The following is a 13,503-nucleotide window of genomic DNA, read 5'->3' on the forward strand; positions in this document are numbered from 1 at the left end:
CACGCAGCGCCTAGCCCACCTCCGCCGTCGCCCGCGCCTCCCCCGCGACCGGGAGAACGGGAGGCCGCCGGGGCAGGAACGCGAGGGCCACCGCGAGCCCGGCGGCAACCAACCCCGCTCCCACCAGAAACGCATCGTGGAAGACCTGCACCCGGGCCTCACGGACCAACGAGGGCACCCCGTGCGCGTGCCGCGTCAGCCGATCCAGATCGCGGAACGCGAACGTCGCCGCGACGGCCAGCCCGAGCGCGCCCCCCACTTCCTGGCTGGTGTTGATCAGCCCCGCGGCCAGCCCCGCCTCACCCTCCTCGACCCCCGCGAACGCCACTACCTGGAGCGGCACGAAAGCCGTGCCGAGCCCCAACCCGGCGATCAGGAAGGCGGGAAGGATGTCCGTCGGGTACGAGGAGTCCGCGGGCGCCCGCCACAGCAGCAGCATGCCGCCGAGGACCAGCGCGAGCCCGGCCAGCAGGACCGGCCTCGCCGCGAAGCGGGTGACGAGTTGCGAGGCGGTGCCCGCGCCCACGGCCACCACGACCGCGAGCGGCACGTACGCCAGGCCGGTCCGCATCGGGGAGTACCCCAGGGCCTGTTGCATGAAGAGGCTGGCGAAGAAGAAGAGCGTCACCACGTTGCCGAGCAGCAGCACCGCGGTGATGTTCGCGGCCCGCAGTGACGGGCGGCGGAAGACGCCCAGCGGGATCAGCGGCGCCGCCGCCCGCCGCTCGACGAGCAGGAACCCCGCCAGCAGCAGCGCGGCCAGCACGAAGCCGCCGGTGACCAGCGCGGCCGGCACGCCGGAATCGTCGACGGTCCGGCCGAGGGTGAAGATGAGGACGACCAGCCCGGAGGTGAGCAGCAGGGCGCCGGGCACGTCGAACGAGGCGCCCCGCCCGGCCCCCCGGCTCTCGTCCACCACGAGCGGCGCGACGAGCGCACCGGCCAGCCCGATGGGCACGTTGATGAAGAAGATCCACCGCCACCCGGGCCCGTCGGTGAGCACCCCGCCGAGGGTGACACCGGCGACGGACGCGAGACCGCTGAGCGCGCCCCACACCCCGAGCGCCTTGGTACGGGCCGGCCCCTCGGCGAAGTTGCTGGTGAGCAGGCTCAGCGCCGAGGTGGCGATGAGCGCGGCGCCCAGGCCCTGCGCGCCGCGCGCGGTGATGAGCATGACCGCGTTCTGCGCCAGCCCCGCGACGAGGGACGCGAGGGCGAAGAGGGTCAGGCCGATCCGGAGGGTACGGCGCCGGCCGTAGGTGTCGGCGAGCCGGCCGCACAGCAGCACGAAACCGCCGAGCAGCATGCCGTAGGTCGTGACGACGTAGGGGAGTTGGGTGGTGGGGATGGCGAGCTTCGCCTCGATGGTGGGCAGGGCCACGTTGACGATCGACACGTCGAGGAAGGTCATGAACGCGGCGATGCTGAGGAACGCCAGGATCAGACGGGGGCGTTGCGGCATGACAGGTCTCCTGAGCTGGGAGAAAGGCAGCGGGAGTGGAGGGGGCCGCACCCTCGGCGGCGCCCTCTTTCGGGAAGCTAGCATCCGAAGTAAAGTAGGTACCTAGAAGAAAGTGACTTCCCTGGGAGGGCCGATGACGGCGGTACCGGACACCGCGGCGCGGGCGACGCGAACCGGCGACGCGGTGGCGCCGCTCGACCCGCAGCCGCCCGCGGAGCGGCCTCTCGCCCACCCGCGGCGCGCCCCGGGGCGGCGGCTCACCCCGGAGGAGGCGTGCCCGATCGGCCCGGTGGTCGACATCGTCTTCAGCCGCTGGACCACGCCGATCCTGTGGTCGCTCAACGAGTACGGGCGGCAGCGCTTCGTCGAACTCCAGCGCCTGATCGGCACCATCACCCCCAAGGTGCTCACCCAGCGGCTGCGGCAGATGGAGCGGGACGGCCTGGTGGTGCGCACCTACCACCCCGAGGTCCCGCCCCGCGTCGAGTACGAGATCACCGACCTCGGCCGCAGCCTCGCCCCGCTCTTCGCCGCGCTCGCCGACTGGTCGGTGGACAACCTCGGCCGGGTCGAAGAGGCCCGGCGCAGCTTCGACGAAGCCGCCCCCGCCGGCCCCGGCGCCCGCCCCTGACCCATGGCGGCCGGCCCCTCACACGACGCGCCGCGGCCCGGTGAGCGGACCGTCACCCGCCGGCATGCCGCCGCAACCGCGGGGACACGGCCGGTGCGCAGGATCGCGGGTATGACGAGCGGCGACCGGACGGACGTGACGGACGTGGGCGACGCGACGAGCCCGTACGACCCCCGCGGCGAACGGGACCGTACCCGCCGCGGCGGCACAGCGGTGGCCCGCCGCCCTCCCGCGCTGGTCGCCGTCGGCCACGGCAGCCGTGACCCGCGCGCCGCCCGGGTGCTGTCCGAACTCGCAGCCGGGGTGAGGGCGTTGCGCCCGGGCACGGACGTCCGGGTCGGCTACGTCGAGTTGAACCGCCCGCTGGTGGGCGAGGTGCTGGCGGAGCTGACCGGCGAGGTCGTCGTCGTGCCGCTGCTGCTCGGCCGCGGCCACCACGTCAAGCACGATCTGCCGCAGGCCCTCGTCGGCGCCGCGCACCTGCGCGGGGTGGTCGCCGGCGCACTCGGCCCGCATCCGCTGCTCGCCCGCGCCCTGCACGAACGCCTGCTCGCCGCGGGATGGACGTCCGCCGGGCAGGCGGTGGTGCTGGCCGCCGCGGGCTCGCGCGACCCGGAGTCGGCCCGCGACACCGAGCGGACGGCGGCCCTGCTCTCCGCCCGGCTCGGCGGCGTGCCGGTGCTGCCCGCGTACGCCTCCGCCGCGGACCCCACCGTGCCGCGGGCGGTGGCCGCGCTGGCCGGGCGCGGCCTGCGCCGGATCGCGGTCGCGTCGTGCTTCACCGCGCCGGGCCGGTTCGCCGCGCAGTGCGCGGACGCGGCGCCCTGGATCGTGTCCGCGCCGCTCGGCGCCCACGAGGCGATGGCCGAACTGGTGCTGTGCCGCTACGACGAGGCGCGCGCGACCTTACGGGCGGGCGCGGCCGTCGGCGCACCCGCGTGACCCCGCGTACCCCTGGCGGAGACGCGGGAGGGGCCGCTTGTCACCTCGGCCGGTTACCGTCGGGGCTGTGGACGGAAACCAGCCAGGCACGTACACCGGGGCCGACATGGCGCGTTACGTACCCGAGCCGGACAAGCGGCCCGGGCGCACCGCCTTCCAGCGGGACCGGGCGCGGGTGCTGCACTCGGCCGCGCTGCGCCGGCTGGCCGGGAAGACGCAGGTCGTCGACCCGGGGACGGGCGGCGCCGCCGGGACCGACACCAGCCCGCGCACCCGGCTCACCCACTCCCTGGAGTGCGCGCAGGTCGGCCGGGAGCTGGGCGCGGCGCTCGGCTGCGACCCGGACCTGGTGGAGACCGCCTGCCTGGCGCACGATCTCGGCCACCCGCCCTTCGGGCACAACGGCGAGATGGTGCTCGACGAGTTCGCCACGGATTGCGGCGGCTTCGAGGGCAACGCGCAGAGCCTGCGGCTGCTGACCCGGATCGAGCCGAAGCGGTTCACCCGCGTCACCGAGCCCGCCACCGGGGAGACCGCGCTGGTCAGCGTCGGCCTCAACCTCACCCGCGCCGCCCTCGACGCCGCGACCAAGTACCCCTGGCCGCGCGGCGCCCACCCCACCGACCCCGGGTCCCGCAAGTTCGGCGTCTACGCGGACGACCTGCCCGTCTTCCGCTGGCTGCGCGAGGGCGCGCCGCAGGGCCGTACCTGCTTCGAGGCGCAGGTCATGGACTGGGCCGACGACGTGGCGTACTCCGTGCACGACGTCGAGGACGGCCTGCAGGCCGGGCACATCGACCCCCGCGCGCTGCGGGCCGGGCCCGACCGCGACGAGGTCTTCGCCTGCGCGCAGGGCCGCTACGTCCCGCCGGACACCCCGTCCGAGGAACTCGCCGAGGCCCTCGACCGCCTCCTCGCGCAGCCCTGGTGGCCGCACCGCCACGACGACTCCGCGCTCGGCCAGGCCCGGCTCAAGGACGCGGCGTCCCAGCTGATCGGGCGCTTCTGCCTTGCCGCGGAATCCGCGACGAGGGAGCGGTACGGCGCGGCGCGCCTCACCCGTTACGGCGCCGAGCTGGTCGTCCCGCGCGCGCAGCGGATGGAGTGCGCGGTGCTCAAGGCGGTGGCGGACCGGTACGTCATGCAGCGCGCTGCCCAGGCGCGGCGGCGCGCCGAGCAGCGGGTCGTCATCAGCGAGCTGGCCGAGGCGTTGCTCGGGAGTGCTCCGCACGGGCTGGACCCGATGTTCCGCGCGATGTTCGAGGGCGCGTCCGACGACGCGGGGCGACGGCGCGCCGTCATCGACCAGATCGCGTCCCTCACGGACGAGGCGGCCACGCGCCGTGCGCGCACGTTGCCCTGACCCTCCAGGGTGCCCAACCTGCTCGGCCGCTACGGCTCCACTGCCGGCGTCCGGGCCGCCGGCACCCTGCGCCCGCTGCGCGACCCCGACGGGCCCGAGCCGGACGAGAACGACGGCAGCGAGGAAGGACCGCCCGAGGCCCTGCGGTGGTGGAGCGGACCCTCGCACGAGTCGTCACGGGCGGACCGTGAGGCCGTCCAGGGTGAGGTCGAGCAGGCGCTCCGCTTGCTGTCGGTGTTCAGCACCCGCCGAGGTGAGGGCGATGCCTTCCAGGGCAGCGCCGATGTCGGTGGGCTGGATATCAGTGCGGATCGCCCCCGCGGCCGTACAAGCGTCCATGAGTGAGGTGATGGCGGCCTGGATCATCTCCCGGCTGTGACCATAAGGATTGCTCCCCGTCGCGGCGATGGCGCGCAGGGCGTCGATCATGCCGTACTTGGCGGTGACGTAGTCCAGGAAGAGGCGCGTCCACGCGCGCAGGGCCTCGGCCGGCGGCTTCTGCGTGAGCAGAGCGGGAGCGGCATCGCACAGGTGGGCCACCTCGTTGCGGTAGACCGCCTCGATCAGGGACTCCCGGGTGGGGAAGTTGCGGTACAGGGTCGCACTCCCCACGCCTGCCTCCTTGGCGATGTGTTCCAGGTGGGCATCCAGCCCCTCCGTCGTGAAGATGCGTACAGCGGCCGTAAGGATCTTCTCCCTGTTCCGCCGTGCGTCAGCCCGCAGCGGCCGAAGCGTTCCGTCGGTCATCAGTGCTCGCCATCCCCTCTTCGAAGCCCTCCGAACTTGATAACCGGATGCGCCCCCACTTACGCTGGGGCTAACTGGGGAAGCCTCCGGTTTCACTGTAGGTCAGCGTGCTGACCTGCGCGCACCACACGAAAGGAAGCCGATCATGCCGGGCATCCAGGGCAAAGTCATCGCGATCACAGGTGCCAGCAGCGGCATCGGAGAGGCGACCGCGGCCTACCTCGCCGAAAAGGGCGCCCGGCTCGTGCTCGGAGCCCGGCGCGAGGACCGACTGAACGCCGTCGTGGACGGCATCACGGCGAAGGGCGGCACCGCCACCGGCGTCAACGTCGACGTCACGCGCCGCGCGGACCTCCAGCGCCTGACGGACACGGCCCTCAACCAGTACGGCCGACTCGACGTCCTCGTCTCCAACGCAGGCACGATGGCCGTCTCGCCGTTCGACGACCTGCGCCAGGACGACTGGGACGCCATGGTCGCCACCCACATCACCGGCCTGCTCAACGGCATCGGGGCGGCTCTTCCCGTCTTCCGCCGGCAGTGCTTCGGCCACTTCGTCAACGTCGGCTCCACTGCGGCCTACGTCGTCAAAACCCCGCAGGCGGTCTACGCGGCCACCAAAACGGCGGTGAAGGTGCTTACCGAGGGCCTGCGCCAGGAGTCGGGACCCGACCTGCGCGTCACGCTCGTCTCCCCCGGCTTCACCCATACCGAAGGCGTCGGCAAGGGAGCCAGCCCTGAAGCCGCGGCCGCGATGACCCAGCAGCGGGACGAGATCGCCATGCCGCCCTCGGCGATCGCCTCCGCCATCGGCTACGCCATCGAACAACCCGGCGGCGTCGACGTCAGCGAGATCGTCGTCCGCCCTACCGTGCAAGCCTGACAGCGGCGAGCCGAAACCGTCCCCAGTCGGCAAACGATCGCCGAAGTTCCGCGAACCGCTCACCGGCGAACTGCCGTCCACGGTGACGTTCGTGGTGCAGACCCTCGCCGCCGGCGAACTCCACGTCGTGAGCACGAGAACCGCGTCAACGCCCTTCGGACCGCTACCGCCGGACCATGATCGATCTCGGCGCCGACCACGGTTCGATACGGGGGCACCCGGGAGGGTCCCGCCCCCACCCGTGCAAGGATCATGGTGGGACGGACCGGCGCGGCACTCTTCCCGTCCGGGCCGCCGTGCGGGACGCTCAGCAGGGCACTGGACAACCCGCTGGGGAGGCACACTGTGGTCGACGCGCACCAGACCTTCGTGATCGTCGGAGCCGGCCTGGCCGGGGCGAAGGCCGCGGAGACGCTGCGCGCCGAGGGTTTCACCGGCCGGGTGATACTGATCGGCGACGAGCGCGAGCACCCGTACGAACGTCCGGCGCTGTCCAAGGGCTTCCTCAACGGCACCGAGGAGCGGGACTCCGTCTTCGTGGAGCCGGCCGCCTGGTACGCCGAGCACGACGTCGAACTCCACCTCGGCCAGCCGGTGGTGAACCTCGACCGTGCCGCGCACACCGTCACCCTGGGCGACGGCACCGTGCTCCAGTACGACAAACTCCTGCTGGCGACGGGCGCGGAGCCGCGCCGCCTGGACATTCCGGGCACCGACCTGGTCGGCGTCCACCACCTGCGCCGCCTCGCGCACTCCGAGCGGCTGAAGCACGTGCTGACCAGCCTGGGCCGGGAGAACGGCCACCTGGTGATCGCCGGCGCCGGCTGGATCGGCCTGGAAGTGGCCGCCGCGGCACGCGGGTACGGCGCCGAGGTCACCGTCGTGGAATCCGAGCCGACCGCGCTGCACCGGGTGCTCGGCCCCGAGATCGGCTCGGTCTTCACCGACATGCACATCGAGCACGGGGTGCGCTTCCACTTCGGCAGCCGCCTCACCGAGATCACCGGCCAGGACGGCATGGTGCTGGCCGCCGTCACCGACGACGGCACCGAGCACCCGGCGCACGACGTGCTCGCCGCGATCGGCGCCGCGCCCCGCACCGCGCTCGCCGAGACCGCGGGGCTGGCGCTGGCCTCCCGCGCCGAGGGCGGCGGCATCGCCGTCGACGCCTCGCTGCGCACCTCCGACCCGGACATCTACGCGGCCGGTGACGTCGCCAACGCGGTGCACCCGCTGATCGGGGGCCGGCTGCGGGTCGAGCACTGGGCGAACGCGCTGAACGGCGGCCCCGCCGCCGCGCGCGCCATGCTCGGCCAGGACGTCAGCTACGACCGGGTGCCGTACTTCTTCTCCGACCAGTACGACCTCGGCATGGAGTTCTCCGGGAACGCCGTACCCGGGTCGTACGACCAGGTGGTGTGCCGCGGCGACGTCGGCAAGCGGCAGTTCATCGCGTTCTGGCTGAGCGAGGGCCGGGTGCTCGCGGGGATGAACGTGAACGTGTGGGATGTCACCGAACCCATCCAGAACCTCATCCGCGACGGCCGCCCGGTCGACCCCGAGGCACTGTCCGACCCCACGGTGCCGCTAGCCTCGTTCCTGGACTGACCAGGAGCGAAAGCGGAGGAAGTACGGAATGCGCACCGCCGTCGTACCCGTCGAGGAGATCTTCGCACTGCGGTGGGAGGTGCTGCGGACCGGCATGCCGCGCGAGGCCGCCGTCTATCCGGAGGACTCGCGCGGCGACGTCTTCCACATAGCCGCGTACGACGACGCGGGCACCGTCCAGGGCTGCGTCACCTTCTTCCCCGACCGGCTGCCGGGCGAGGCCGCCCCCGCGTACCGCTTCCGCGGCATGGGCAGCGCGTCCCACGTGCGCGGCACCGGGTACGGCGCGGCCGCCCTCCGCGCCGGCCTGCGCGAAGCCGCCTCCCGCGGCGCCCAGATCGTCTGGTGCAACGGCCGCACCTCCGCGCGCGGCTTCTACGAGCACTTCGGTTTCACCGCCACCGGCTCCGAGTTCGTCCTCGAACCGAGCGGCCCGCACTACGTCTTCGTGACGAAGGACCTCGACCGGTAGCCGGGGCGGCCGTACCCGCGCGGGCTACGCGCGCCCGGCGGACAGCGTGAACGCGAGCAGGCCGGACGCGTCCATGTCGAGCGCGGGCTCGCTGCTCTGCCAGGAGCGGACGTCGTCCGCGTAGGTGCTGCCGTGCCCGGTGAACGCCGCGAAGGGCTCGCCGCTGGGCGGGCAGGCCCGCATCCCGTCCAGGTAGTCGCCCAGACCACCCTCGAACTGGCCCGACCCGTTGGGCCCGTTGACGATCGCGCCGACCTCCAGCGGCCGTTTGCCGTCCAGGCTGCCGGCGAGGTTGCCGAGCTCACCGGCCGTGCACTGCGGGAAGGTCGTGCCCTCGCCGACGACGAACGACGACCCCCAGGGGTTCGCGCCCAGCACCCAGTCGAGTTGCCGGACCGCGAACCGGTCGAAGGAGTGGTCGCCGGTCGCCGCGGCGTACAGCCGCGCGGTGGCGGCCAGGCCCAGGGTGTGCGAGTCGGCGTCGAAGTCGTCGTAGACGGCGCCGGCGTGGAAGGGGTCGGCCTGCGCGCGGGCCCGGCCGGTGGCGAGCTGGCCCCGGACGTAGCCGGTGAGCTGCCGCGCGGTCGCGGCGAGGCCACCGGTGGGCCCGGCCGCCCTGATCGCCCGGGCGAGGTCGAGGTCGGCGAGCGCGCTGGTGTCGTACATGTTGAGCGTGTCGCCGCCGGCCTCGCTCTGGTGCCCCTTGGCCCACTTCGTGCCCTGCGCCAGCCAGGCGCCGGCCCGCGGATCGTGCAATTGCTGGGCGGCGAGGGCGAGTTCCGCGCCACCGAAGGCGAGGTCGTCCTGCCAGCTGGTCTCGGGGTAGTAGCCGGAGGGCACCGTGGTGACGAGGGCGCCGGGGTGGGTGTCGGCCAGGCCGTAGATCTGCGCCGCCGTCGCCAGGTAGCCGCGGGCCCTGGCCGGGTCGGTGCGCGCGCAGCTCTGTGCGGCGAGCGCGAAGTCCGCGGCGAGCCGGCCGGCCTGGTTGGGGCTGATCCGCGACCCGGGCGGCGCGGCCTCGAAGACCGGGCGGTTCTTCAGGAACGGGTGCGCGTTGTCGCTGTCGTCCAGCTGCGGCAGCCGCCACACGTCGTGGTCGCCGACCACGCTGCCGTCGGCGGTCCCCGAGCCCAGGCCGACCTGGATGTAGAGGGTCCTGGTGCGGCCGTCCCACATCTTGTCCAGCCAGTCCAGGCCGTACCGGGCCTCGGCGGCCGGCGAGGAGGCGGCCCCGCCGCCGCCGTCCCGGGCGGCGATCTCCATCGCGGCCACCGCGTAGGAGGTGGTCTCGGTGAACTTCAGGTAGTCGCCGGCGTCGAACCAGCCGCCGGAGACGTCCACCGGCCCGCCGATCCGCTTCGGGGCGGCCTCGATCGCGTCGCTCTCGTCGGGGTCGGTGAAGGTGGGCCAGGCGTAGACGGAGGCGTGCGCGTCGTTGAGGTGGGCGGGCGCGCGGCCGAGCTGCCCGGGGACGGTGCCGGCTCCGTCGCGCTGCGCCCGGAAGAACGCGGTGGTGTCGGCGGCGGGCTTGCCGAAGACCGCCTTCGGGGTGCCGAGGGTGAAGTCGGGGGACGTGGCGGTGGCGCCGCCGCCGACCACCAGGTGGTAGCGGCCGGGCGTGCGGAACGCGCCGAAGTCGATCGGGTACACCGCGGGGTAGGCGGCGTTCCACCGGCCCAGGTCCGCGCCGGCCCGGCCCGACGCGACGGTCCGCCCGCCCGCGCCGACCAGCCGCCAGGTCGCGCTCTTCACCGGGGCCTCGGCGAGCAGGAACGCCTCCTGGGTACCGCCCGCCGCGTACCCGACCTGGTTCACCCGGACCAGCCCGCGGGTGGCCGCCGCGGCCTGCGCGGTGCCCCCGGTCAGCGACAGCGCGGCGAGCACTCCCGCCGCGGTCAGCCCGCTCGCCGCGGCGAGCGCGGCGCGGCTCCACATCGCGTGTCGGGCGGTCCCCACTCTGACGGAGGGCATACGGCGGCGTCTCCTCGCTGCGCGTGCGTGCGCGCGGACGGGTCCGGGCCATCGCAATAGGAAAGGTTCCTAACGACCATGGAGGAAGCTAGTCCCGCCCCGCCCCGAGGTCAATGCACCGAACGGGCCCCTTCTCCCGGCGTCCCCCGACCCCTGCTCTTTCCCCTTCGGCCCGGCCCGCCCACCCCGCACCGGCGGACCTGTCCCCGCCGAGCCGTAGACTGCGTGCGTGGCAGGCCGGATCAGGGACGACGACGTGCGGGCGGTGCGCGACGCCGTTCCGATCGACGCCGTCGTCTCCGACTACCTCCAGCTCAAGAACGCGGGCGGTGGCAACCTCAAGGGCCTCTGCCCCTTCCACGACGAGAAGTCCCCCTCCTTCCAGGTCAGCCCGTCCAAAGGTCTCTACCACTGCTTCGGTTGCGGGGAGGGCGGAGACACCCTCGGCTTCGTGATGAAGGTCGACCACCTCACGTTCACCGAGGCCGTGGAGCGGCTGGCCGCGCGCGCCGGGATCACGCTGCGGTACGAGGAGGGCAGTGCCGTCCCCGGGCGGCAGCAGGGCGAGCGCATCCGGCTGGTGGAGGCCCACCGTGCGGCCGCGGCGTTCTACGTCGAGCAACTCGGGTCCGCCGAGGCCGAGATCGGGCGGAAGTTCCTCGCCGGGCGCGGCTTCGACCAGAGCGCGGCCGAGCACTTCGGGGTGGGGTACGCGCCGGCCGGCTGGGACCACCTGGTGCGGTACCTGCGCGGGAAGGGCTTCACCGACCGCGAGTTGATCACCTCGGGGCTGGCCTCCGAGAGCCGCCGGGGCGGTGCGATCGACCGCTTCCGGGGCCGGCTGATCTGGCCGATCCGGGACATCACCGGCGAGGTGATCGGCTTCGGCGCCCGGAAGCTGCGCGACGACGACCAGGGCCCGAAGTACCTCAACACGCCCGAGACGCCGCTCTACCGCAAGTCCCAGGTGCTGTACGGGATCGACCTCGCCAAGAAGGAGATCGCCAGGACCGGCCGCGCGGTGGTGGTCGAGGGCTACACCGACGTGATGGCCTGTCACCTCGCCGGGGTGACCACCGCGATCGCCACCTGCGGCACCGCCTTCGCGGGGGAGCACATCAAGATCCTGCGCCGGCTGCTGATGGACAACTCCACGGCCGAGGTGGTCTTCACCTTCGACGGCGACGAGGCCGGGCAGAAGGCGGCGCTGCGCGCGTTCGAGGACGACCAGAAGTTCGCCGCCGAGACCTCGATCGCGATCACGCCGGGCGGCATGGACCCGTGCGAACTCCGGCTCGCCGAGGGCGATCCCGCCGTGCAGCGGCTGATCGACGGCCGTACCCCGCTGTTCGCGTTCGCGCTGCGCTCGATCGTGGCCCGCTACAACCTCGACACCGACGAGGGCCGGGTCGCCGCCGTCGACGCCGCCGTGCCGGTGGTCGCCGCGATCAAGAACCAGGCGCTGCGCGACCGTTACGCGATCCGGCTGGTGGGGATGGCGGGAATCTCCACGCAGGCGGAGGAGCAGAGCATGATCCGCCGGGTGCGGGCGATGGCCCGGGCCCGCGCCGCGGGCGGTGGCGGTCCCGAGCAGGGGCGCGGTGGGCCGCGCGGGGCGTTCGCCGGCGGGTCGGCGGGCCGTCAGGAGCGCGGGGCGGACAGTGCCGCGCCGGCCGGGCCGCGCGGCCCGCGTCTGGACCTGCGCAGCCCCGCCCACCGGGTGGAGCGCGAACTCCTCAAGCTCGCCCTGCAGTTCCCCGCCCTGGTCTCGCCGGCCTTCGACGCCTACGGCGAGGACGAGTTCACCGGGCCGCCGTACGCCGCGGTGCGCCGCGCCATCACGGATGCGGGTGGCGCGGAGTACGCCGACGGGGACTACCTGCTGCGGGTGCGGGACGCCGCGCCCGACGACACCGTGCGCGGCATGGTCACCGAACTCGCCGTCGAACCGGTCATGCACAAGGTGCCCGAGATCTATGCGAGCGAGGTGCTGGTGCGGGTGCGGCTGCTGGCGGTCGACCGCAGGGTCACCCAGGTGCACGCCACGAGCGCGCGTCTGGCCGCCCAGGGCGTCCCCTCGGACTCTCCGGAGGCGGCGGCCGCGGCGAACGAGCTGTGGGCCCTCCAGCAGTACGCCCAGCGTCTCCGCGTCCAGGGGGCGGCGGCGCTCTGAGGGCGCGGCCCGGGCTTCCGGGTCCCCGGCCCCGACCCGGCAGGCATCGCCCCGCCCCGTCACGGGTGAAGCACGCGCGGTGACGTGGCGTGAAAAAGGGTCCGCACGACCCTCGTGGCGGGGGCGTGCCGTAGGTCACACTGGGTGCCGGTGCCGAGCCCTCTTTTGAGCCCGACGACGCGCTCACCGCGGAGGTCGCTTCCGTGCGGACACACGCTCAGATCCCGATCACGCCCGATGTGCCGATACCCCCTGCCGTGGCCGAGGTGGTCGCGCTGGAGCCCCCGGCGGACGAGCCGCGCCCGTACCGCGCGGACGCCTCCGCGGGCCCGTCCGCCGACCTCTTCCGCCAGTACCTGCGGGAGATCGGCCGTATCCCGCTGCTCACCGCGCAGGACGAGGTCGAGCTGGCGCGGCGGGTCGAGGCGGGCCTGTTCGCGGAGGAGCGGCTGGCCGCCTTCCCCGATCTGGACTCGCAGCTCGCGGTCGACCTGGACCGGCTGGTGGTCCTCGGCCGGATGGCCAAACGCCGGCTGATCGAGGCGAACCTGCGGCTGGTGGTCTCGGTGGCGAAACGTTACATCGGTCGCGGCCTGACCATGCTCGACCTGGTCCAGGAGGGCAACCTCGGCCTGATCCGCGCGGTGGAGAAGTTCGACTACGCCCGCGGCTACAAGTTCTCCACCTACGCGACCTGGTGGATCCGCCAGGCGATGTCGCGCGCGCTGGCCGACCAGGCCCGGACGATCCGGGTGCCGGTGCACGTCGTCGAGCTGATCAACCGCGTGGTGCGGGTGCAGCGCAGCCTGCTCCAGGAGCACGGCTGCGAGCCGACCATGGGCCAGGTCGCCGCCCAGCTGGACCTCCCGCAGGAGCGGATCGGCGAGGTGCTGCGGCTCGCCCAGGAGCCGGTGTCCCTGCACGCGCCGGTCGGCGAGGCGGACTCCTCCGGGGAGGTCTCCTTCGGCGACCTCATCGAGGACAGCGACGCGACCTCCCCGGTGGAGTCCGCCGCCTTCCTCCTGCTGCGCGAGCACCTCGAAGCGGTGCTGTCCACCCTCGGCGAGCGCGAACGCAAGGTGGTCCAGCTCCGCTACGGCCTCACCGACGGCCGCCCCCGCACCCTGGAGGAGATCGGCAGCATCTTCGGGGTCACCCGCGAGCGCATCCGCCAGATCGAGTCCAAGACCCTCGGCAAGCTGCGCGACCACACCTACGCCGAGCAACTCCGCGGCTACCTCGACTGATCCG

At 73.5% G+C, this 13,503-nt stretch carries 11 protein-coding genes; 8 read left to right on the plus strand and 3 right to left on the minus strand.

The features are described 5' to 3' along the window. Nucleotides 1-10: 10 nt before the first annotated feature. Nucleotides 11-1,462 carry an MFS transporter gene (locus C4U44_RS00230; RefSeq protein ID WP_200823092.1) on the minus strand — a complete coding sequence of 484 codons (1,452 nt, stop codon included), beginning with the start codon at nucleotides 1,460-1,462 and terminating at the stop codon, nucleotides 11-13. Between the two features lie 133 nt (nucleotides 1,463-1,595). On the opposite strand from C4U44_RS00230, the gene C4U44_RS00235 reads away from it, so the two are divergent. From C4U44_RS00235 to C4U44_RS00245, 3 genes are all read left to right on the plus strand, one after another. After that, nucleotides 1,596-2,093: a winged helix-turn-helix transcriptional regulator gene (locus C4U44_RS00235; RefSeq protein WP_103883499.1), complete on the plus strand. Its 498-nt coding sequence runs from the start codon at nucleotides 1,596-1,598 to the stop codon at nucleotides 2,091-2,093. A gap of 111 nt (nucleotides 2,094-2,204) precedes the next feature. After that, a complete protein-coding gene (locus C4U44_RS00240) occupies nucleotides 2,205-3,035 on the plus strand; it encodes a sirohydrochlorin chelatase (protein ID WP_103883500.1) in 831 nt (276 codons plus the stop codon). Nucleotides 3,036-3,141: 106 nt separating this feature from the next. Further along, nucleotides 3,142-4,398 carry a deoxyguanosinetriphosphate triphosphohydrolase gene (locus C4U44_RS00245; RefSeq protein ID WP_103883501.1) on the plus strand — a complete coding sequence of 419 codons (1,257 nt, stop codon included), beginning with the start codon at nucleotides 3,142-3,144 and terminating at the stop codon, nucleotides 4,396-4,398. Between the two features lie 174 nt (nucleotides 4,399-4,572). Here C4U44_RS00245 and C4U44_RS00250 read toward each other — a convergent pair whose 3' ends face one another. After that, nucleotides 4,573-5,145, minus strand: coding sequence for a TetR/AcrR family transcriptional regulator (locus C4U44_RS00250; RefSeq protein WP_103883502.1), 573 nt, complete (start codon nucleotides 5,143-5,145; stop codon nucleotides 4,573-4,575). Between the two features lie 145 nt (nucleotides 5,146-5,290). Between C4U44_RS00250 and C4U44_RS00255 the strand changes: the two genes are divergently transcribed. The 3 genes from C4U44_RS00255 (at nucleotide 5,291) to C4U44_RS00265 (ending at nucleotide 8,108) form a co-directional block, all read left to right on the plus strand. Then, nucleotides 5,291-6,028 carry an SDR family oxidoreductase gene (locus C4U44_RS00255; protein WP_103883503.1) on the plus strand — a complete coding sequence of 246 codons (738 nt, stop codon included), beginning with the start codon at nucleotides 5,291-5,293 and terminating at the stop codon, nucleotides 6,026-6,028. Between the two features lie 345 nt (nucleotides 6,029-6,373). Then, nucleotides 6,374-7,636, plus strand: coding sequence for an NAD(P)/FAD-dependent oxidoreductase (locus tag C4U44_RS00260; RefSeq protein ID WP_103884120.1), 1,263 nt, complete (start codon nucleotides 6,374-6,376; stop codon nucleotides 7,634-7,636). Between the two features lie 28 nt (nucleotides 7,637-7,664). Next, the gene (locus tag C4U44_RS00265; RefSeq protein WP_103883504.1) at nucleotides 7,665-8,108 is read left to right on the plus strand and encodes a GNAT family N-acetyltransferase; all 444 of its coding nucleotides are present in this window, start codon (nucleotides 7,665-7,667) and stop codon (nucleotides 8,106-8,108) included. A 24-nt stretch (nucleotides 8,109-8,132) separates the two neighbouring features. On the opposite strand, the gene C4U44_RS00270 is transcribed toward C4U44_RS00265, so the two are convergent. Next, nucleotides 8,133-10,079, minus strand: a complete 1,947-nt coding sequence (locus tag C4U44_RS00270) for a glycoside hydrolase family 9 protein (RefSeq protein ID WP_200823093.1) — start codon at nucleotides 10,077-10,079, stop codon at nucleotides 8,133-8,135. A 229-nt stretch (nucleotides 10,080-10,308) separates the two neighbouring features. On the opposite strand from C4U44_RS00270, the gene dnaG reads away from it, so the two are divergent. Then, entirely contained in the window at nucleotides 10,309-12,252 is a 1,944-nt protein-coding gene (gene dnaG, locus C4U44_RS00275; protein WP_103883505.1) for a DNA primase, read from the plus strand. A gap of 203 nt (nucleotides 12,253-12,455) precedes the next feature. Then, on the plus strand, nucleotides 12,456-13,499 hold the full coding sequence (locus tag C4U44_RS00280; RefSeq protein WP_407642756.1) for an RNA polymerase sigma factor: 1,044 nt from the start codon (nucleotides 12,456-12,458) through the stop codon (nucleotides 13,497-13,499). The last annotated feature ends 4 nt before the right edge of the window (nucleotides 13,500-13,503 follow it).

The organism is Actinacidiphila yanglinensis (assembly GCF_900107965.1).
GTDB classification, from domain to species: domain Bacteria; phylum Actinomycetota; class Actinomycetes; order Streptomycetales; family Streptomycetaceae; genus Actinacidiphila; species Actinacidiphila yanglinensis.

Bases quoted from the DNA above. Each gene is read 5' to 3' on its own strand.
- C4U44_RS00245 (WP_103883501.1), top strand. From the start codon at position 3,142: ATGGCGCGTTACGTACCCGAGCCGGACAAGCGGCCCGGGCGCACCGCC.
- C4U44_RS00250 (WP_103883502.1), bottom strand. From the start codon at position 5,145: ATGACCGACGGAACGCTTCGGCCGCTGCGGGCTGACGCACGGCGGAAC.
- C4U44_RS00240 (WP_103883500.1), top strand. From the start codon at position 2,205: ATGACGAGCGGCGACCGGACGGACGTGACGGACGTGGGCGACGCGACG.
- C4U44_RS00235 (WP_103883499.1), top strand. From the start codon at position 1,596: ATGACGGCGGTACCGGACACCGCGGCGCGGGCGACGCGAACCGGCGAC.
- C4U44_RS00230 (WP_200823092.1), bottom strand. From the start codon at position 1,462: ATGCCGCAACGCCCCCGTCTGATCCTGGCGTTCCTCAGCATCGCCGCG.
- C4U44_RS00270 (WP_200823093.1), bottom strand. From the start codon at position 10,079: ATGCCCTCCGTCAGAGTGGGGACCGCCCGACACGCGATGTGGAGCCGC.
- C4U44_RS00255 (WP_103883503.1), top strand. From the start codon at position 5,291: ATGCCGGGCATCCAGGGCAAAGTCATCGCGATCACAGGTGCCAGCAGC.
- C4U44_RS00265 (WP_103883504.1), top strand. From the start codon at position 7,665: ATGCGCACCGCCGTCGTACCCGTCGAGGAGATCTTCGCACTGCGGTGG.